Source organism: Polaribacter dokdonensis (genome assembly GCF_024362345.1).
Lineage (GTDB): Bacteria > Bacteroidota > Bacteroidia > Flavobacteriales > Flavobacteriaceae > Polaribacter > Polaribacter dokdonensis.
On record NZ_CP101505.1, the window covers coordinates 2332773 to 2355896 of the forward strand.

A 23124-nucleotide genomic window follows, 5' to 3' on the forward strand; every position below is an offset into this window, starting at 1 on the left:
ATTATGAAAAATATATATAAAAATATAGTAGTAGGTTTTTCTTTCTTAGCTTTATTGACAAGTTGTGAAACTGAATTAGATCTTAGCAATCCAACTGCTTTATCTTTAGAAGAATTATTGCAGACAGATGATGGTTTTATTGCACTTTCTAATGGTGTGTTAGATGCCTATCAAAAAGTACCAGCAAATGAATTTTATTTAACTGAGTTAAGGTCAGATAATGTAAGAGCAAATTCAGAAAATGGAAACTTTCCATTAATCAGTTCTTATAACGTAGATCCTAATAATGGAGATGTTGCAACATATTATTCAAACAATATGCATGCAATTAAACATGCAAATACAATTATAGATAATAGGTTTTTAGCTCCAGAAAGTCAACAATATACTGTTGGTGAAGCTTATTTTATGCGTGCTTTATGTCACTTTAACTTAGTAAGAGCATACCAAAATGTGCCTTATATAGATAAAGTTTTAGATGTAACAAAAGATGAGGCATTAGATTATCCTCAGTTGCCAGAAGCAGAAGTTTATGAAAAAATCATAAATGATTTTAAAACTTCTATTGCCTATTTAGATGGAGCAACAGTAAACAGATATCGTCCATCAAAAGGTGCTGCTATTTGTTTAGCTGCAAAAGCGTATTTAAGTCAGCCAAGTCCTAATTATGGAGAAGCTGAATTATTATTAGCATCAGTTGTAGAAAACAGTGCTTCTTATAATTACAACTTATTATTTACAGAAAGAAGTAATGCAAGACAGTTTGAGTTTAATGCAGATCCACTAGATCCTACAAACGATTTGTTAACAGATGATGAGTACAATGCGAATTTAGTTATTGATTATGGAAACATTTTTGGTAACGAAATTTCGGATGGTTATACAGATGGTGTTTTAGACGGTTCATGGTCTAACAATCCAGGTTTAGAGATTAACAATGAAGTTATTTTCTCTATTGCTTACGATTTAGTAAGTAGTGATAATTATGTAACTAGTGATAGTGGTTTAGACGATCAAGTAGAAACAGATTCTGAATCTCATAGTTTTGCAATGACTTTACAAGGGCCTTCAAATGGTGTTAACATAGCAACTTTAGAATTTTTAGGAGTTATTAAGCCAGAAGAGCAGCCAGTAAGATTTTATGCAAGTATAGATGCATTATCATACAATCCTGCAGATATTACAAACGATACTTTTAATGCTAAATTCCCAACAGATGGTGAAATTGGTGATAATGATTGGATTGTTTTAAGATATGCAGATGTACTTTTATTATATGCAGAAGCAATTTTAGCTGGTGGAGATTCTACTACAGATACAAGAGCTTTAGACGCATTTAACCAAGTTAGAGCAAGAGCAGGTTTAGATGAAGAAGCTATTTTAACGAAACAAGCTTTATTGGATGAAAGACAAGTAGAATTTGTTTACGAAAACCAACGTTTGTACGATTTAATTAGATTTAATGAAGCAGACAACGTTTTAGGAACTTTCTCTACAAACAATAGTCTTAACTACACAAGTGGAAAAAAATATTTACCATTTCCACAAAGGGAAATAGACAATTTACCTAATTTTTACAAACAAAATAATGGATACTAAAATTTATAGACTTATGAAAAAGCAGATATCTAGATTTACATATATTACTCTAACCTCGCTGTTATTCTTTGTATCATGTGTAGATGACGATTTACCAGGAGTTGGAGATCTACCAGATTTTACAAATCCTACTCCATTTTACAATTTTTCAGATGTATCATCATCAGAATTTGATTGTAATGATGTAGAATTATCAGCAAATTATGATTTTCAATTTCAAGCAGGTTCTAATCTAGCTGTAAATGGTACACAGTATCAGTGGTCTGTTACTCCAGATGCAGGTGTTGTTTTAATAAACAAAGACTTACCAGTTTTAGAACAACAAATAGACGCACAATTGGCAACAGTGGTTGCTATTGAAAATGAAATTGCAAAAATTGAGTTTAAATTACCATGTGAAACAAATCAAGCAAAGATTGATGTTTTAGAAGCACAGTTGGCAGATTTTAGAGTGCAGTTACAAATAGAGCAAGATGCTTTATCAGATGAAACTTTAGCAGCAGTTGCAGATTTACAAGCTCAAATTGCGGCTTTACCTGCAGCAACTTTACAAGATCAAGAATTAATTTTCTCTTTTCCTGGACCAGATACGTACACTGTTGGTTTAACAGTTACAGATGATTTAGGAAAATCTGAATACACAGAAAAGTTAATTACAGTAAACCAAGCAGTACCTCAAATTCCAGTTCCAGAAATTGGAGAGCCAAGTTTTGAAGACAATAGCTTATTTGATGGTACAGGAGATGGTAGAGATTCTTGGAGAGCTCCAAGTAGTTCAAGATGGGGTAGTGTATTCCAAATCAACACAGATACTAATCCAGTAGATGCACCAAATTTACCTGATGGTAGGCAAGCAGCTAAATTTCCTGCAGATGGCACAAGAACTGGTTATCAAGAGATTGAAGTAACTCCAGGTGCAACTTATGTATTAACCTATTTTAGTGCATTTGAAGAAAATTCTTTTGGAGATTTAACAGTTTCTATCATTAATACAAATGCAGATAGTTTAGCAGATGCACAGTTAGATGCTAATATTATAGCACAAAGAACAGATAACAACATTGGCAGAGTAGATAATGTTTTTAAGAAACATGCACTTACTTTTGAGGCAGGTACAAATGAGTCTGTAATAATTTTATTAAGAGGTTCAGGTGTAGAAAGCAGATTAGATGCTTTTGATATTACAGTAAAACAATAAAATATATTTTAAAAAAAATTAATAATTATGATAAATAGAAATCACAAAACAATTAAGACTAGCACATTAATGCTTTTCTTTATGTTTTTAGGTATTGTCTCATGTTATGATAGTGGTTACGAAGAATTTACACCTCCTACAGGAAATGTAAATAACATTCAGCCAAGTACATTATTTACAACAAGTCCAAAAGCAGGTGATAATTTGTCTGTGGTATTTAGAAGTTACTCAACAGATGCAGTTTCTTATGCCTGGGATTTTGGTGATGGTGGTAGTTCTTCAGAGGCAAACCCAGATTACACATATACTGAAGGTGGTTTGTATAATGTGAAATTAACAACTACAAGTTCAGATGGTTTACAAGCCGTAGATTCTGCTTTTGTAGATCCAATTTCTGTAGATTTTACTTTTACATCAGTAGATTCTCAAGTAACATTTGCAAATACAACATCAGGTGCTCAAAGTTTGACTTGGGATTTTGGAGATGGAGATACTGTGGAATGGAATGTTGATGACACTCAAAACGATCCAGATTTTAGTCCTGTTCATACCTATGCAACTGCAGAAACTTTTGATGTTACTTTAACAGCAACAACCTTTTTAGGAAAACAAGTTTCCGTAACTAAAAAAGTAGAAGGTTTAGTATTGGCTGCAATTCCAGATTTTACATTTACAACAAGCTCTTTAACAGCAACCTTTACAGATGCTTCATTATTGGCAGTTTCTCATAGTTGGGATTTTGGAGATGGAACAACATCAACAGAACAGAATCCATCTCATACTTATGCACAATTAGGTACTTACGATGTAACTTTAACAATTACAAATAGTGCAGGTGTGCCAAGAACAATTACAAAACCAGTTCCTGTTGGTGGTGTAAAAGCAACTTTTAAGGCGATTGTTTTAAATGGTACTGCTAATGATTGGACAGCCTCTACAGGAGATAATGCAGATGCTTGGGATATGACACCAAACTCTACAATAAAAGACAACTCAGGTGCAACAGTAGATAGTCCTTATAGAGCAATTTGGTATAATACAGACCTTAATGATTATATAGATGCAACTTATTGTACAAGTGAGCAGCCAGGTTCTACAAGTGATGGTAACAAATTCGGACCAAATGCAGGTGGAGGAAGAGGAGTTAAATTAAGTAATAGCTGTAGAAGATTATATCAAGTAGTAGAAGTAGAACCAGGTGTAGAATATACATTTACTATTGATACAAGATCAGAATCAGCAGGCGTAAATACAGAAGTATTTATCTTAAATAATGAAATTACAACCGAAGTAAATATTGCAGATAATGCAGATGGTTACTTCAATATTACTAATGATTTTAACTCTAGTAAGAGTTCATCAAGCAATGATACATTTACAACAACAAGTTTTGTATTTAAAGCAACATCTAACAAAGCAGTTATTTATGTTAGAGCTTTAAATGCAGTAGATAGTAGTAATGAAGTATTTATTGATAATATTGATATTATTACCCCAGGTTTTTAATAATATTAGTTTTAAGGTATAAAATGTTTACAATACCGTAAATTTTATACATTTTAAAAAAATGACACTATATAATGTTTGTTTTCAGTACGTTTGTACTCTAAAAAATACGATAACTAGATATCATTTAATAGACTAATTAACCTTAAAAAATTTAGATAATGAAGTTAGAAACTCTAGCAAAACTAGATCAGAACCAAATTCAAAAAAAAATTATTTCACAAATTCGTGATTTAATCAATTTTAAGAATTTAGAGCCAGGAGATAAATTACCTTCTGAGCGAATGCTAACCGAAAAATTCGGAGTTTCTAGAAGTAATATTAGAGAGGCCATAGAAAAGTTAGAGTTTTATGGGTTATTGAAATCTATTCCACAAAGTGGAACATTCGTTGCAAATATTGGGGTTATAGCTATGAATGGAATGATTGAAGATATTTTAAGATTAGAAGATCCTGATTTTAAATCTTTAGTTGAAACAAGAATTTTATTAGAATTAAAAACAGTAAGGTTAGCAGCTACTAGAAGAACAGAGGAAGATTTAGAGAATATTGAAGAGGCTTTATACGCATATAAAGAAAAAGCCACGAATGGTGAAAACGCTGTACAAGAAGATTTGTTATTTCATTTAGCAATTGCTAAAGCTAGTGGAAATAGTACTATGAATACATTCATGTTAATTATCATTCCAGAAATCATTACAAACTTTCAAAAATATCATGTTTGTGATGCTGGTTTAACCAAAAGAGGAATAGATGATCATCAAGCAATTTTTGATGCCATAAAGAATCAAGAGCCACAATTGGCAAAACAAAAAATGAAAGAGCACTTTAAAGAGCTTTATCAATACTGTTATAGCAGTTAATATAAATAATTAGAATGAAGGTAAAAGGATTACGTTGGTGGGTTGTAGGGCTTGTAGCTTTAGCTGCTGTAGTAAATTATATAGACAGACAAGCATTTGGAGCTTTATGGCCAGATATTGCTAAAGACCTATTTCCAGAAATGGATGAAGATGGTCATAAAGCAATTTATGGTACAATATCTACTGTATTTATATTATCATATGCAGGTGGTCAAGCCTTATTTGGTAAAATATTTGATTGGATAGGTACTAGATTAGGTTTTGCCTTATCTATTGGTGTTTGGTCTGTAGCAACTATGTTACATGCAATTGCGCAAGGTGTTTTAAGTTTCTCCATATTTAGATCTCTTTTAGGTATTGCAGAAGCAGGTAACTGGCCAGGTGCAGCAAAAGCAAATGCAGAATGGTTTCCTACTAAAGAGCGTGCTTTAGCACAAGGAATTTTTAATTCTGGTGCTGCAATTGGTGGTATTGTAGCTTATCCAATTATTGGTTTATTATCGGTATATTTTGCATGGAAAGCTATTTTTATTGTAGTTGGTATCTTAGGATTACTTTGGTTAATTCCATGGTTATTTATTGTTAAATCAGGGCCAAAAACACACCCTTGGTTATCTGAAGATGAAAAAAGTTACATTTTATTAGGTCAAAGAAATCAAGATATTGATGATGATGGTAATTATGATGAAGGTTATAATCCTAGTACAGGTAAATTATTAAAGCATAAAGAAAGTTGGGGAGTAATAATAGCTTCAGCAGCAATCGACCCTATTTGGTGGTTATTTATAGTTTGGATTCCAATATACTTATCAGAAGTATTTGGTCTTAATGTAAAAGAAATTGCATTTTCTGCATGGTTACCTTATGTAGGTGCTATGATAGGAGCTTGGGCTGGTGGTTTATTAGCTCAGAACAGATTAAATGTAGGTTGGTCTGTAGATAAGACAAGAAAATATATAATTACACTTGGTTGTTTAATTATGATTCCATGCTTCTTTTTATTAAAAGCACCAGGATCAGCAACAAATGCAGTTATTATAATGGCTGTTTTGTTATTTGGTTTTCAAGTAGCAATTGGTAACATTCAAACAATACCTAGTGATATTTTTAGCGGTAAAATTGTGGGTACATTATCTGGTTTTGCAGGTATGGCTGCAAAGTTAGGTGCTGCAGGATTAACAATTTTAGTAACTTTTATTACAACAGGAGGTAATTATACTCCAGCCTTCTTAATTGGTGGAGCATTAGCAATTATAGCTTTATTAGCAATTTGGATTTTATGTCCGAAAATAGAACCAATTAGAGAAGCAAATTAAATAAGAATCAGTTCATAAAATTATAAATATTAGAAAAATGAGTAAAGCGCAAGGACAATTAGCAATAGTAACTGGTGCCACAGGTGGTATAGGTTTTGCAGTTGCAAAAAGATTAGGTAACGAAGGATATACAGTTATTTTAAATGGTATAGATGATGATGCAGGAGCAGAAAGATTAAAAGAATTACAAGATGCTGGTATCGAAGCTGATTACTATGGTTTTGATGTAACTGATGAAAATGCAGTAACTTCTAACATCACTAAAATTGGTGAAAAATATGGTAAGATAGATGTACTAGTAAACAATGCTGGTGGTTTAGGAGGTAGATCTCGTTTTGAAGAGATGACTACAGATTTCTACAGATTTGTAATGGCTTTAAATTTAGATTCAACATTTTTTGCATCTAGAGCAGCAATTCCTTTCTTAAAGAAAAGTGATAATCCTTCAATTATAAATTATACATCAAATGCTGGTTGGAATGCAGGTGGACCAGGTGCAGGTATCTATGGTACATCTAAGGCAGCTGTTCATGCAATTACAAGAGCATTAGCAAAAGATTTGGCTGAATATCAAATTAGAGTAAATGCAGTATCTCCAGGTACTATTGATACTGATTTTCATAAACAAATTAAATCTACGAAGCCAGAAGTTTTTAAATCTTGGGCTAACAACATTATGTTAGGTAGATTAGGTCAACCAGAAGATGTTGCTGGTGTTGTAGCATTTTTAGCAAGTAAAGATGCAGCTTTCATTACTGCAGAAACTATTCAAGTTGGTGGTGGTCAAGCCTTAGGTATTTAATAAATAAAACTATCCATATATAAAGCGCTCTGTATGTACAGAGCGCTTTTTTTGTGCTCATACTTTTCCATATCTACATGATGATTTATAAGTATCATCTAATCAGACATATAAAATGATATGAAATATTTAACGATATTACCAAAACATTGAATTATTGTTAATGAAAGTGTCTATTTGGTTGTTTTCATTGAAATAAATTAAAAAATTAATAAAAAATTAACATTATAATTGCACGAATCTAAAAAAAGCATATATTTGGAAAACCAATCTGGTAAACCAGTATGGTAAACCAAATTGGTTCTCCAGATTGTTAACGAAATAACAACATTGTGTATGAGATTAAATTTGAATTAATTAAGATTGGGAGGGTAGACCTTGTTTTCTGCCCTTTTTAAATTTAAGCTTATTATTAAAAAGTATTACCAGGGTCACACAAGTGATGAATTATATATTAAACATTAACATTATTATGAAACTAAAACTGAAATTAACATTACTATTTGTATTGTTAGTAAGCTTTTGCAATTACGCACAAGAAGCTTACACTCTTAAAGGTAAAGTAACTACAGAAGTAGACAATGAAATTTTACCAGGAGTTTCTATTGTTGTTCAAGGAAGCACAGTAGGAACCGAAACTGATTTTGATGGTAACTATTCTATCAAAGTTAAGCAAGGTGATGTGTTGGCATTTTCTTATTTAGGTTATGCTACCAAAACCATAACTATTACTAATCAAAAAACATTAAACGTAACTTTAGCTGAAGATTCAAGTGCTTTAGATGAAGTTGTTGTTGTTGGTTATGGTAGTAGAAAAAGATCTCAGATAACTGGAGCTGTTGCCAAAATTGGTGGTGGTGAAGTTGCAGCTGTACAAGCGGTTCGTGTGGACGACGCTTTAGCTGGTAAATTAGCTGGGGTATTAATTCAGAATCAAGATGGTTCTCCAGGTGCTGCTCCAAAAATTCAAATTAGAGCTGCATCATCAATTTCAGGGGCTTCTAACCCTTTGATTGTTGTAGATGGATACCCTATTTCTGGTGGTTTAGAAACTGTTAACCCAAATGACATTAAAAGTTTAGAGATCTTAAAAGATGCAGCTTCTGCAGCTATTTATGGTTCTAGGGGTGCAAATGGTGTTGTATTAGTTACTACTAAAAAGGGTTCTTCAGGTAAGACTACTTTTAGCTATAATGCTTACACAAGTATTTCAAATAAATACAGAGAAAATATTTTAATGTCTGGTCCTGAATGGGCTGCACATTCAAGAGCTCAAATTGCAGCTGGTAATTGGACAAGTACAGTTAACTTAGTAGACCCTGCATTTTTAGAGTACAGATTAAGTGCATATGAAAATTCTCCTGGAGCAATTAGTCCAGAAGACTGGTTATTCCAAACAGGTTCTACAACTGCTCACGATTTTAGCATGAGTGGTGGTAATGAAGGTACTAAGTACTATGCATCTGTTGGTTACCAAGATGCAGAAGGTGTTGTACAAACTCAAGGTTTTGAAAGATTAAATGCACGTTTAAATGTTGATGCTACTTTAGGTGATAAATTTAAAGCAGGAATTAGCTTTAATGGTTTTGTATCTAAAAGAGATATTTTAGGACATGACATGAGAGATTTATTAAGAGCATATGGTGTGCACTCAATTTATCATACTGCAGAGTCTATTGCATTTGTACAACAATTAGATCAACAAGCACAAGCTTTAGGTTTAGCTGCTTTTGATAATGGATATAGAGGTTCTACTTACGAAGCAAGTAGTATTTATGATTTAGAGCCAGGAATGGCTGCACAAGATTGGCATTATGGTAGAGCTAACAATGGTATTGGTGGTTCTGGAGATGCAGGTCCTGCAGCAAAGCTTGATAATGTAGAAAGCTGGCAAAAGACATTCTTCGGAAATGTAAATACATATTTACAGTATAACATACTAGAAGGATTAAACATCAAAACTGTTTTAGGTGGAGATATGAGAGATACACAAACTTATTCTCATAGATTATTAGGTTTTGACTCAAGAGCAAGAGATTCTCAAACATTTATGGATCAGGCAGATTTAAAAATTTCTACTGTATTAAGTGAAACTACATTAAACTTTGCTAGAACTATTGGTAAACATGATATATCTGCAGTAGTAGGTGTAGAATTCCAAAATACAAAGTTTGTAGGTACAAGATTAGATGGAGCAAACGTTCCAGATGAAGCTGTATTAAACTATAACTTATTCGATCCAGCAGATATTACAGTAACTGAAAGAGATGAAACAAGAGTAAGAGAAAGTGTATTTGGTAGAGTAAATTATTCTTTCGATGATCGTTTCTTATTAACTGCTTCTTTAAGAAGAGATGGTGACTCTAGATTTGGAGCAAACAATAGATATGAAACATTCCCTGCAGTATCTGTAGGTTGGAATTTACATAATGAATCATTCTTACAAGACAATGAAACTTTAAGTAGATTAAAATTAAGATTTAGTACAGGTTCTTTAGGTACAACATCTTTCTTAGGTTCTTATGATTCATTAAGTTTATTAGATCCTTCTGCAACGATTTATGGAACAGGATACTTAATTCCATCTAACTCTGCTAACCCAGATTTAACATGGCAAACAAATACTGAAACTAACTTTGGTGTAGATTTAGGATTCTTCAACAATCGTTTTACAGTTGGTTTAGATTACTATACATCTGATATTGAAGATATCTTAATTAACCAAGCACAATCAGAAGTATTAGGTAACCCAACTTCTATTCTTAATGTTGGTGATGTAAGAAGTTCAGGTTTCGAATTTGAATTTTCAGGTAACTTAGTTAATCAAGCAGATTTCTCTTGGAATGCGAGTGCAAACTTATCTACTGTAAATACAGAAATTACAGACTTAGGAGGTTTAGATGAATTACCACAACAAATTTTTGGACAAAGTGGTAGAGGACCAGTATTTAGAAACTACGTAGGTGGTGGAATTGGTGAAATGTGGGGATTAGAAACTATTGGTGAAGTAGAAATGGAATACTTAGCTGATGGATCTAGACACCCAAACAATCAAAGTGGTGAGTCTTATGTTGTAGATCAAAATGGAGATGGTATCATTGACAGAACAAGAACTGTTGAAGATGGTGGAGATTTAGTAAAAATCGGTCAGAATACACCAGACTTTTACTGGGGTATGTCTCAGAACTTTAGATACAAGAAATTCGATATGTCTTTCCAATTACAAGGTTCTCATGGTGCAGAAGTGTATAATATAGATCCACTTTACTATGGTTCTCAATGGGGAGGTAGATTAGACTATGCACGTTTAGATGCAAATGGAGATGGTATTGCTGATCATAATGGAGAATATTATGAAAGAAACAGAAACCAAACTGATGCTATGATTCAAGATGCTTCTTATGTTGCATTAAGAAACTTAACAATTGGTTATACAATGGATGAAGTTGCAAGTAGAATCGGTTTAAACTCTATTAGATTATATGGAGCAGCAACTAACTTACTTTACATTATGGCAAGCGATTATACTTCTTATAACCCAGAAGGTGTTAATACTACAGACCCAACAGTTTATGGTGCTCAAGTAGGTGCTAGCCCAATTGTTAGAAGTTTTACAATTGGTTTAAATGTTAAATTTTAAAAAATAATAAGATGAGAAAAATATATATATTACTAGCTGCGCTGTTTATTGCAACAGCATGTGACTCAGATTTAGATCAAGCACCACCAAATTTAGCAAGTGCGGATTCTTTAACTGACTTTTCAGGAGTATTAAACGCAGCATACTACTATCAATTAGGAAGTGTAACACCATTAGCAGTAATGGGTGAGTTTAGATCAGATAATGCAGTAATGGATGAGGCTCCATATACAGAATTCGATGTTTTTACAGCGAACTTAACAACTATGGAAGACCAATTTTTTGGGCCACTATATACTGCAATGTACAAGTCTATTTTAAGTGCGAACAATGTAATCGAAAATTCTACAGACGCAACAGAAATAGCAGAAGCTAAGTTTTTAAGAGCTTTATCTTATTACAAATTAGTAAAGTCTTTTGGAGCAGTAACTGTGAATTTAGAAGCTTCTCCAAGTTTAACAGATACATCAATTTTAGCTAGAGTTCCAGCTATGGATGTTTACAACAATGTTGTAATTCCAGATTTAAATGATGCTATCTCTGCATTATCAACTACTATTACCAATGGTAGAGCATCTAAATTTGCTGCTCAAGCATTATTAGGTAAAGTATATGCAGCAATGGGTAACTATGCAAGTGCAGCTTCAAGTTTAGGAGCTGTTGTAAATGGAGCTTCAGCTGCTGGTATTAGCTTAGAAGCAAACTTTAGCGATGTTTTTGGATTTGCAAATGAAGGAAATTCAGAGATTATTTACGCTACTCAAGTTTCTAGTTCAATTGTAGACGAATATGGTTTTGGTTCAGATTTCTGGAACTGGTTTGTAGGTGATGACTCTAAAGCAGATTTTCCTGTAGATTCAGATTTGGTTGCAGCTTTTGATGCAAGTGATGCAACAGGTGCTACAGATTTAAGAAGAGCTGTTACTTTAGATGCTGCAGGAACTACAGCTATTAAATTTCCAAAGGATGGTGGAAATGGAGGAGAACATGATTGGATTGAAATTAGATTAGGAGATGTTATCTTATTATATGCAGAAGCTTTAAATGAAAATGGAGATACTGCAGGTGCTTTAACGCAACTTAATAAAATAAGAAACAGAGCAGGTTTAGCAAATTCTACAGCAACTTCACAAGCTGATGTAAGAACTGCTATCTTAAACGAAAGAAGATTAGAGTTAGCCTTTGAAGGTCATAGATGGGATGATTTAGTAAGAACTAATACTGTAGACGCAGAAATGGGTACTACTGTAAATAGTAACTACTACTTATTTCCAATTCCAATTTCTGAAATATTAGCAACTGGTGGTGTTATTACACAAAATGCTGGGTACTAGTCTTTGTTATTAAGTTTTATAAATGTATTAAACTGGCTTCATGAAAATGAAGCCAGTTTTTTTTGTGATAGATTTAAAAGTAATCTGGTTTATAATTAAACTTACAAATTAGGTTAAGAACTAAATTAGTAAAGATTTAAAACTTGTTAGGTAATTGTTATAGGACAATATAAAAGATGCTTTTATGTAATGCTTCATTAACTTATTTTAGTTTATTGTTTTCATTGTTCGATGCTATATAAAAGTACTTTAAGGAGTTAAAAAAATCAGCTTTGAAACGTTTACTATAAAGATATTGCATCTATTAATTTATCCTTAAAGATTAATTTAATTTAAAGACGTTTTAATCAACCTTTAAGCTATAAACTTAATATGTGCTACTCGAAGTTAAAAGTTTAGTTTAAGCCATAAAAAAACACCTCAATGAGGTGTTTTAAATTTATTTAAGATGGTCTTATTATATGGTCAGTTGGTTTTACTAATAATGATATTAGTTAGTTTTTAGTTTGAATAAGTCCAATATCTTCTATATCATTATTGGATTTTAATAAAGGTGATTTTTTACTTGGTATAAATAAGTTTTTATCATCCCATTTTGGACTTCTATAAATAAGATTCACACTTTTTGCTCCATTATTTACTTTAATTTTACCACATAAATTTATAAGACTATTTTCTATAATATTGTCTTTACCATATAAACTGACAGGTGTTTTAATTTTGTAGCTGTTTTCAAAAACTGAGTTTTTTATGATTACAGTTGGTATTGATTTTAATCGAATAATATTTCCTTTTTCACTGTTGTTTACATTACTAAAAACAGAGTTGCTTATTACTAATTTAGCAGGACTGTTATTAATTAACGGACCAGTTTTTACATAGTTAATCGCAAATTCATCAATATTATCAAAAACAGTATTGTGTATTAAAATAGTGTTCGCATTATATTTTGCAAAATTATTTTTTTCATAAGATAAGTTTAAGCCTCTATAACTGTCTTTAAATGTTGAGTTTCTAATGCTAATAGTATCAGCTAGAGTACCAACGTAAGCTTTGTAAATGCTACCTCCATTAGTATTAGTAAAGTTTTGAAATGTACAATTATCTACAAATAAATTATAAGTTTCACTTAACTGTTTGTCTGGAGAAACTACTGCATATTTTACTTTGGTATCATTATCACCATCTATAATTAGATTTTGTAATCTTAGTGTGGCATTTTCCTGAACTCTAAAAAAATAGTTTAGGGCTTTAGGTAAATCATCATTTGCTTTAATAATGGTTTTAGCTGAACCTTTAATAGTAATATCACCTTTAATTTTCTGTGTTTTATCTATAAAATAAATACCATCTGTTAAAACCATTGTTGTTTTAGCAGTCGCTTTTTTTAACGCTTTTGCAAAAGTATTTGTACCAGGTTCAACTTTAATTTCTTTTTCTTTAATAACAACTTCTGGTACTTCAATTACAGGTTTCCAATAAGGACCAGTTCTAATTAATAATGCTTTTGGAAATCTTTTGTTTCCAAGATTAAAAGCACCTGCTACCAATTCTTTTCTTGGATAGCCTACAATATCTTTTTCAGGGCTTGCATTATCTTTATAATTAGATATTAAACTTGGATTATTGGCAGTTGGCATTGGTATTGACTGCAATAATTTCCAATCTACAGTTTGTTTTTGAAAAATTGCAGCATCTGCAGATGCACTTGAATCTAAAATATTTTTAAAGAATTTAATACCACTAATGTCATCAGAAATTTCTAAAACTTCACTACCATCTGTATTGGTTACTAAATTATTTGCAAAAATTGAATTGATAGGAGGTAGGCTTCTTTCATCATCTTTACCAGCTCCAAGTGCAATTGGTCCACAATTAATTATGGTATTGTTCTGCACATTTACATTTTTTACTTGATTATATCTGTTTAAAGGCGAGTTTGGCACTCCATTCATAATAACAATTGGCCCTCTAAAACCATCACCCTTTAAACCTATTAGCAAGTTGTTTCTAACTATATGTCCTTCGTTTATAATTCGAATTCCACCTGTTCTTTTTACATTATTACCAATAAAAACATTGTCTTCTACAAGTGCATTATTTCCATGTCTTAAGGTTAATGTTCCTTGGCTCTCTACAAATAAGTTGTTTCTAAAAATATTGTCTGCAGATTTGTTAGAAATGATTTCTATTTCACCATCACAATTTTGAAAGGTATTATTTTCTACAATTGTTTTTGATGATTTCATAGAATTAGCACTTGTACCAATTCTAATTGTTTCTCCACCATTTGTACCTAATTCAGGTCTTTTACCAAAAAAATTATGATCTATTTGATGATTATTCTCAACATGTTCTTCACCTTTAAGCCATACAACTAAAGTTGTACCATCATTAGTTTTACCTGTAAAATTATTATGATCTACTCTATTGTTTTTTCCCCATAAATCTACCCAATGAGAATTTATGCTAGTATCTTCTGGGTTATAATAAGAAATTGTGTTGTGAGTAAATCTACAGTTATTGGCAAATTCTTTAGAATTTTTACGAAACTGCACTATTGATTTTTTGGTAGGGTTACCATCTTTAAACCATAGGCCTTCTACAATAATATAAGTACCATATATTTTAATTGATGAGTTACCAGCTAAAATAACTTCACCAGCTTTTTCTGCTTTAATAGTAATTGGTTGTGCTTCTGTACCTGCACCAAAAGCTTCTAAACTTACATCTGTCCAAACACCATTTTTAAGTACAATAGTAGTACCAGCAGTTGCCTTTTTAATAGCAACATTATATTCTGTGGTATTAGAAACTAAAATTTCCTGTTGAGCAAAACAGAAAGTTGTTAGAAAAATAAGGGTTAAAGTAAAAATTGAATTTCTCATAATCAAGTGGTTTACCAATTTGGTAAACCAAATATACAGTAATTGTAGGTTAATTTCTAATCAAACTAAAATTTCCTGTTCTATTCTTTATTTGATCTTGTTGGTTAATTAAAGTAGCTTTAAACCAATATGAATTTGAATTCAGAGGCTTACCATTATAAGAGCCATCCCAACCTAAATCGTTAATAGTGAATGATGTAATTAATTTACCATATCTATTATATACACTAATTATACCTTCTTTATAAAACCCTTTTTGAATTCCTTTTATTTGCCAAAAATCATTACTATTATCTCCATTTGGCGTAAAAAAGTCTGGAAAACTAATTAATGAAATTTCAAAATTAGAGGTTCCACAGTTATTTTTATCGTTAATCTGTAAAATGTAATTACCACCTTCTAAATTTTCGAAATTAGGATTGTCTTGATAATCATAAATAATATTAGATTGGTTATCTAAAAGTCTAAACTCATAATCGCCTAAACCTATATTACCAGTATTAATTCTTATGAAATTATTATCTGAATCATCTTGCACTTGTATATCATTGATGGTAAGATCAGATATTGAGGATTCTGATATTTCTATTTCTTGCATATCAGAATCACAGCCAAATATAGAGGTAGCAACAACATTATAAATACCTCTTTTAGTTACTTTAGCTAGGTATGAAGATCCAATAATTTTATCACTTTCATCTCTCCAAGTATAGGTGTAATCTGGGTTAGGATTATCAACCATAATTTCTAATTCAGAAAAGTTAGACATGCAAATAATGTCTTCAGTTGGTAACGTAACTGTTGGTTTTTCTCTTACAATAAATTGAATATTACTCTCTACAGCACAAACGTCATAATTTGGGTTTTCTAAACGAACAGTTATGTTTTGAGAAGAAGTTAGAAATGGATTTGGTAAAGGGCTTGGTAAGGCTGTTCCATTTTCGTCAAAATAAGAAATGATTAAACCTGTTTGATTGCCAATAATAGTACTTTCTATATTAGATGTGTCAAAAGCATAAAGACCATCAAAATCAGAATCACATTCTTCTTGAATAGCAACAGGATTCGCTACAGGAACAGAATTTACAATAAAGTTTAGCATGGTTTCACTGCTACATTTGCCATCAATATCGTTTGAATCGCTGTTTTCTATTATTACTCTAACTCCTTGAGATGCTGTAATAAAAGGATTTGGTAAAGGACTTGGTAATTCTATATTGTTTTCATCAAAATAACGAACAGAAACATTAGTTTGATTACCAATAATTGTACTTTCTATAGTTGATGTATTAAATGCAAATAAACCATCTCTATCATTATCACATTCTGGCTCAATAATTACAGGATTTGCAATTGGTATTTTTTCTACAATTAATGAAATATGTGCACCTAAACCCAAACACGCATTATCTACTTGACTATCTACTCTAACAAAAATATCTTGTTGATAAGGAGAATCTGTATTTTGATAATTGGTTATATCTGAGATAGAGTTTACTTCTGCTAATGCATCAACTTCATTTCTATAATAAGTGATAATTAGCTGCTGGTTAATTGGAAATATATTAATGATTTCGTTAGTAATATCACTAAAATTAAAGGTTGCTATTCCATCTAAATTATCTGTTCCATCATCACATTTATAATAAGACTTTAAAAAACTTACGGGAATTTCTGTAGTAGAAACTAATAGATTTACCTCACTAATTTCATAACAGCCATTTATGTTTTCTGCTCTAGCCCAAATAGTATCTGAACTTACCTGTTCATTTTGATAGTTTGTAATATTTGTAATTGGTAAAGTTTTTGTTGCTGCTTGTGATCTTTCTTCAAAAAAGGTGATGGTATAATCATCAGCATTTGAAATAATTTTTTCTTTTACTTCATTTAAATTAAAAAAGCTAAAACCATTAATATCAGAATTATCACACTGTTTTAGACTTACATTTTTATTGATATTAGGTGCTTCAAAAATTTCTATTTCTTTAGGTATAGTATATGTAGTATTATCTATATGAGTAACAGTAGCTGTAACATTATAAATGCCTGCAGATGTAAATTGATGATTTACATCTATTAATCTTGATGTGTTGTTAGTGCCAGAATTGGGGTCATCAAAATCCCAAATTACAGACTGCACCTCAGTTTGATTTGTTAAGCTAAAATTATTTGAGAAGTTCGAGCAAGTATTATCGTTTGTAATTTCGAATGGGAAAATTGTTTTTACTTGGCCATTTACTGTGATGTAAAAATTAATGTCTGAACCATAAGTAGTTAAATTACTCATTTTTTCGAACTTGTTATTTGTGTTAAAAGGACAATTACCATTAAACCAAGAATCTTCAGTTTCTTGCTCAGTACCAGAGATAAAGAGTAAACCATCTCCATACTCTATTCCTCTTTCTACTTCCACAAGTATTTTTTTTACATCTGCAGGTACAACTATGGGTTGCTCAAAATCTGTGGTGATAATTCTTGCGCTTGTAGAGCTCCATGAAAAGGCGCTAATAATTTTCTTTTGGCTACTACCAATTAATTTGTCTTTCGAAAATGAATCTGGAAAGTTCTCATCTATTTCATAAATATGATAAGTTACATTGGCTAACCAACCTGCACCTGTAATTCCAATATCTCCAGCATTTATGATAAATTCTTCATTTGTACTAATGCCAAAATCTTCTAAATCGAAAGTTCGTGCCCAAGACATAACTCCTCCACTACAGCTAGGCATACTTGTTTGAATTAGATCATCACCTACATTATGAGAAAGCATTATTTCATCAACATTGCTGGTTATTGTTCTTTTTTCTCCAGTTACATTTATAAAGAAATTAGCTTTTGGTTTTGGGTTGTCTAAATTTTGAGTTTCTATAAAAGTGTAATATTGTCTGCAGCCATAAAACCATGAAGTGTCTGTATCTTCCTCAGTACCTGCAATAAGAATTTTTTCTACACCATTTTGTAATACATTAGACTGTTCTACAGTCACCAAAATTCTAGTTGTTTTACTAGGTACTACAACAGGGGTACTAAAATTAAAAGTTATAATTTCTGGAGTATCACCAATTAATGGTGTTTCTTCATAAAAGTTATAACTTAAACGTTTGCCTTGAGAAATTGGAAAATTATCATCAATAGCAGAAATACTAATCATGATACCAGAGCCTAATTGTGCATTACTAATAGCAACTTGTGCAGATCTTATAATAAATTGTTCGTCTTTATTTATTCCAAATTCTGAAAGTGTAAAAGTTCTAGCCCATACTTCTTCTTCATCACAAGATTCCCAATCTGTTTTAATGGGTGTATTACCAACATTATGAGATAAAGTGATTTGTGCATGAAAATTTAAAAGGCAACAGAAAGAAAAAAATAGAAGGGCACAATGTTTTTTCATACCAAACAAATGTATACAATTTAACCTAACCAACCATCTCTATCTAAACTTCTGTACTGTATAGCTTCAGCAATATGATCTGGAGAAATATTTTCTGAATTTGCTAAATCTGCAATGGTTCTTGCAACTTTTAAAATACGATCATAAGCTCTTGCTGAAAGATTTAGTTTTTCCATGGCTGTTTTAATTAGTAATAAACTTTCTTCTGATAATTTACAGAAAGCACGAATCTGTTTTACATTCATTTGTGCATTATAATGTAAACTTTCATAATCTTTAAATCTTTTAGATTGTAGCTCTCTTGCTGCTGTAACTCGTTTTCTAATTTCTACAGATGATTCTCCTTTTCTTTCTTCAGATAATTTTTCGAAAGGAACAGGTGTTACTTCTATATGAATATCGATTCTATCTAATAATGGCCCAGAAATCTTACTCAAATAACGTTGCATTTCTTGAGGAGATGAAGTCATTGGAGAATTTGGATCATTAAAAAAACCAGAGGGACTTGGATTCATACTAGCAACCAACATAAAACTACTAGGATAGGTAACTGTAAATCTTGCTCTAGAAATAGTAACTTCTCTATCTTCTAAAGGTTGACGCATAACTTCTAAAACTGTTCGTTTAAATTCAGGCAATTCATCTAAAAACAAAACTCCATTATGAGAAAGTGATATTTCTCCTGGTTGAGGATATTGCCCTCCACCAACTAAAGCAACATCTGAAATAGTATGATGAGGACTTCTAAAAGGACGTTGAACCATTAAGCCATTTTCTTTTGTTTTACCTACAACAGAATGAATTTTTGTAGTTTCTAATGCCTCATGTAAAGTCATTGGAGGTAAGATACTTGGTAACCTTTTTGCTAACATGGTTTTACCAGAGCCTGGGGGTCCAATAAGAATGATATTATGACCACCAGCAGCAGCAATTTCCATACAACGTTTTATAGATTCTTGTCCCTTAACATCAGAAAAATCAAACTCTGGGAAATCGATGTTTTTATAAAACTCAGCTCTTGTATCAATTATGGTAGGTTCAATTTTTTTTTCATCATTAAAATGTTGAATTACTTCTAAAATATTATCTATACCTAAAATTTCTATATCATTTACAATAGCTGCTTCTTTTGCATTTTCTTTGGGTAGAATAAAATATTTAAAACCTTCTTCTCTAGCTTTAATAGCTATTGGCAAGGCACCTTTTATTGGTTGTAAACTTCCATCTAAAGAAAGTTCACCCATAATAATGTAATCTGCAATAGCTTCTGATTTAATTTGATTGGAAGCTGCTAAAATACCTATAGCCAATGTTAAATCATAAGCAGCACCTTCTTTTCGAATATCAGCAGGTGCCATATTTATGATTATTTTTTTTCCTGGAAGTTTAAAATTATTGTTGTCTAAAGCAGCAGAAATTCTATAGGAACTTTCACTTACTGCTTTGTCTGGTAAGCCTACCAAATGATAACCAATACCTTTATCTATATTTACTTCTACAGTAATAGTGGTAGCCTCTATGCCAAAAACGGCAGAGCCAAAAACTTTAACTAGCATTCTTTTTTTCTTTAAATGTAAAGAAAATATTACTTATTAATGATTACTTTTTTTCTAATTGTTTTATTCATTGATTGTATTTCAAGAATATATAAACCTTTTTTAATTGAATTTGTAGGTATTTTGATTTCAAGTTTTGCATTTACTTTTTTATTTAAAATCAATTTTCCATTAATATCATAAAGTGCATAATTATTAATTTGTAGTTGACTTGAAATATTGATATAATTACTACTAGGATTAGGATAGATATTGATTTCCTTTGTGTTTTGATTATTTGTAAAAACAGTTTCAGTTGATAATACTTGCATATCTATTTTTGTTGAAAAAAGTTCCTCACCACTTAAATCTGTTCTTCCTGTAAAAAACAAATAATCTCCTGAAGAGGTAAAATTATAGAGAAAACTATATTCTGAAAAATCAGCATTGTTGGTAATTTCTAAATTCAGTTGAATAGACTGGTTATTGTTTTCAGTAATAGCTTTTAAAGTATTAGGACTATCTGTATTGTATATTAAACTGTTTTTGTAACAGGTAGGAATAATTTCATAGATCCCTGTATCTGAGTCAATTTTTTCTGTAAGAGTCCCATTAGTTCTCCAAAGCTCAGCTGTTCCTCGTCCATAATAATCTTCTAACTCAAAATAAATAAATCCACTACACTCTACTAAATTTTTTATAACTACTTCATCTAGAGTAGGATGATTAAGACCTTCATACAATAAAATAGTACCACTTTCTGTACCATCTGTTTTATACAAACCAAATCTATTTGAAATATTTTCTAATCTTGATACAAAGAATAAATCGTTTTCTAAATGAATTGTATTAGCATTCACCAAATTAACGAATGGTAATAAATTTATATTTTTTGTACCAGCTTCTGTTCCATCAGACTCCCAAAAAAGACTGCCATTGTTATAACCCGCAAATATTAATTTTTGATTAACTTTTAGTAAACGCCCAATATTAGGATGCTCAAATACTTTTTCTGTACCTTCTTTTGTACCATCTGTTTTCCAAACTGCTGAAGCATTTGTATCAAACGCAATAAAGTATGTTGTGCCATTAAAATCTATAAAATCTTTTGGCCAACTAGAGCCACCTATTTGTTCATGACCTGTTCCATTGCCATAAGTTCTTATATCTTTAAGCATAAATGTGCCATTTTCTGTACCATCACTTCTCCAAGGTTCAAAACCATGTTCACCATCATTTGCAAAAAAGTAAGCAATATTATTTGCAGCATAAAAGGTTTGAATATCATTAGAATTTCTTAAGCTGCTTCCATCAGACCTTATGTTTTTAATCATAAATGTGCCACTTTCTGTACCATCACTTACCCAAGGTTCAAAACCATCAGAATTATTGTGTGCACTAAATATTAGTTTATTATTGATTACCACCATTTCTGATTTATCATCAATATTAGAATTTGAACCAATTTTTTTTATTAAAGATGTGCCTTCTTTAGTTCCATCGCTTTTAAATAATTGATTTCCATAAGAGGCTTCATTGGTTCCCCTAAAAAATACATTTCCATTGACATTAATTAATTTTGCTGGAGAACTACTTGAAGAATATTCTATATCTTTTAATAATTTTGTGTTTTCTGCAGTACCATCAGATTTATATAATTCTACTCCATTCTTATCATTCTTTCCAGAAAAGTAGGAATGTTCTTTAAACGTTATAAAATAATTAGTTGGGCTATAAATATCTGGCTGAATAAGATCAGCTAAGTTTTTAGTGCCATTTTCTGTTCCATCAGAAACCCATAATTTATTTTCTGCTTGATTATTATTTTTACCATAAAAAAATAATTTATTATTAACTTCATCAACATGAAATTTAAAAACATTTACTGAAGAGTAATCAGGAGAAGTATTAATATCTTTTAAAATTTTGGTTCCAGATGTTGTTCCATCTGTTTTCCAAATTTCTATGCCATTTATATTATCATCTGCTAAGAAATAGATTTCGTTATTAAATTTAATATAAAGGTTTAATGAAGAAATACTATGTAAATTATTGTTGTTGATGTTTTTTAGAAGTACTGTACCAGTTGAAGTTCCATCAGTTTTCCAAATTTCATTTCCTGCTTCTAATGTATAAGCTGTAAACACTAAAGTCCCATTTAAATCTAATCCACTTAAATTAGTCATGCTACTTGCAGGTCCTAAAGCAATATCTTTTACTAAGGTTGTACCTGCTTCAGTGCCATCAGTTTTCCACAATTCATTTCCTTGAACACTACCTGGGTTAAAGTAATCATCAGCATTTGCTGTAAAGTATAAATAATTACCAGATGCTACTAGACTACCTGAGGCTCCATTTTCTGAACCAGTTTTTATATCTTTTACAAGTACTGTACCTTGTTCTGTGCCATCAGTTTTCCATAGTTCTTTCCCAAACTCTGCATTTCCTGCCAAGAAATACAATTCATTATTAAATACGGTAAAACCTTCAGGTGAGCTACTTTCTGAGCCTGTATTAATATCTTTTAATAGGGTTGTGCCTTGTTCAGTACCATCTGTTACCCAAACTTCCCAGCCATAAGCATTAGAATTTGCAGAAAAATATAGTTTATTATTATAAATTGTTAATTCTTTTGGTGCAGTTGTATAATCGTCATTATGAGTTTCATTAATGGCTTTAACCATATTAGTACCTTGCTCAGTACCATCAGATTTCCACAATTCAATTCCGTTAATACCATCATTTGCAGTGAAATATATGATATTCTCAAATCCTATTAAATTGTTTATATAAGTATTTTCTGGTCTAGTCTCATTAATAACTTTAACCAATTTTGTGCCTTCAGAAGTTCCATCTGAAGTGTATAATTGTCTTGCTAATCCATTACCTTCTGCAGTAAAAAAGAAGGCATTATTTGTTTTAGCAAATGAAAGAGGATAGCTACCTCCTAAGTAGTTGATTTCTATTTTTTTAACGGGAATTGTTTGTGAATAAGATAAATAGCTACATAATGCTAAAATTAGCAATAGGGGATTCGTTTTCATTA

The 23124-nt window shown here is 31.3% G+C and carries 12 protein-coding genes; 8 read left to right on the forward strand and 4 right to left on the reverse strand.

What is annotated here, in order from left to right:
- Positions 1 to 3 precede the first annotated feature (3 nt).
- The 8 genes from LPB302_RS10410 to LPB302_RS10445 all read left to right on the forward strand — a co-directional run bounded on the left by LPB302_RS10410 (position 4) and on the right by LPB302_RS10445 (position 12258).
- Entirely contained in the window at positions 4 to 1599 is a 1596-nt protein-coding gene (locus LPB302_RS10410; protein ID WP_053973608.1) for a RagB/SusD family nutrient uptake outer membrane protein, read from the forward strand.
- Positions 1600 to 1612: 13 nt separating this feature from the next.
- A complete protein-coding gene (locus tag LPB302_RS10415; RefSeq protein WP_231658704.1) occupies positions 1613 to 2797 on the forward strand; it encodes a hypothetical protein in 1185 nt (394 codons plus the stop codon).
- A 27-nt stretch (positions 2798 to 2824) separates the two neighbouring features.
- Positions 2825 to 4303, forward strand: a complete 1479-nt coding sequence (locus tag LPB302_RS10420; protein WP_082329764.1) for a PKD domain-containing protein — start codon at positions 2825 to 2827, stop codon at positions 4301 to 4303.
- 161 nt (positions 4304 to 4464) lie between these two features.
- Complete coding sequence (locus tag LPB302_RS10425; RefSeq protein ID WP_053973605.1) at positions 4465 to 5166, forward strand: FadR/GntR family transcriptional regulator; 702 nt, start codon at positions 4465 to 4467, stop codon at positions 5164 to 5166.
- Between the two features lie 14 nt (positions 5167 to 5180).
- Positions 5181 to 6482: an MFS transporter gene (locus LPB302_RS10430; protein WP_053973604.1), complete on the forward strand. Its 1302-nt coding sequence runs from the start codon at positions 5181 to 5183 to the stop codon at positions 6480 to 6482.
- Positions 6483 to 6519: 37 nt separating this feature from the next.
- A complete protein-coding gene (locus tag LPB302_RS10435) occupies positions 6520 to 7284 on the forward strand; it encodes an SDR family NAD(P)-dependent oxidoreductase (RefSeq protein ID WP_053973603.1) in 765 nt (254 codons plus the stop codon).
- A gap of 472 nt (positions 7285 to 7756) precedes the next feature.
- Positions 7757 to 10924 (forward strand): SusC/RagA family TonB-linked outer membrane protein, encoded by a 3168-nt coding sequence (locus tag LPB302_RS10440; protein ID WP_053975292.1) that lies wholly within the window; start codon positions 7757 to 7759, stop codon positions 10922 to 10924.
- 11 nt (positions 10925 to 10935) lie between these two features.
- Positions 10936 to 12258 carry a RagB/SusD family nutrient uptake outer membrane protein gene (locus tag LPB302_RS10445; protein ID WP_053973602.1) on the forward strand — a complete coding sequence of 441 codons (1323 nt, stop codon included), beginning with the start codon at positions 10936 to 10938 and terminating at the stop codon, positions 12256 to 12258.
- 494 nt (positions 12259 to 12752) lie between these two features.
- Here the strand turns inward: LPB302_RS10445 and LPB302_RS10450 are convergent, their stop codons facing one another.
- Genes LPB302_RS10450 through LPB302_RS10465 form a run of 4 tightly spaced genes read right to left on the reverse strand, consistent with a single transcriptional unit; the run spans position 12753 to position 23122 of the window.
- Complete coding sequence (locus tag LPB302_RS10450) at positions 12753 to 15146, reverse strand: polysaccharide lyase 6 family protein (protein WP_053973601.1); 2394 nt, start codon at positions 15144 to 15146, stop codon at positions 12753 to 12755.
- 49 nt (positions 15147 to 15195) lie between these two features.
- Positions 15196 to 18543, reverse strand: coding sequence for an FIDD domain-containing protein (locus tag LPB302_RS10455; RefSeq protein WP_053973600.1), 3348 nt, complete (start codon positions 18541 to 18543; stop codon positions 15196 to 15198).
- 20 nt (positions 18544 to 18563) lie between these two features.
- Positions 18564 to 20099 carry a YifB family Mg chelatase-like AAA ATPase gene (locus tag LPB302_RS10460; RefSeq protein ID WP_053973599.1) on the reverse strand — a complete coding sequence of 512 codons (1536 nt, stop codon included), beginning with the start codon at positions 20097 to 20099 and terminating at the stop codon, positions 18564 to 18566.
- Positions 20100 to 20128: 29 nt separating this feature from the next.
- Positions 20129 to 23122 carry an ELWxxDGT repeat protein gene (locus LPB302_RS10465; RefSeq protein WP_082329762.1) on the reverse strand — a complete coding sequence of 998 codons (2994 nt, stop codon included), beginning with the start codon at positions 23120 to 23122 and terminating at the stop codon, positions 20129 to 20131.
- Between the last annotated feature and the right edge of the window lie 2 nt (positions 23123 to 23124).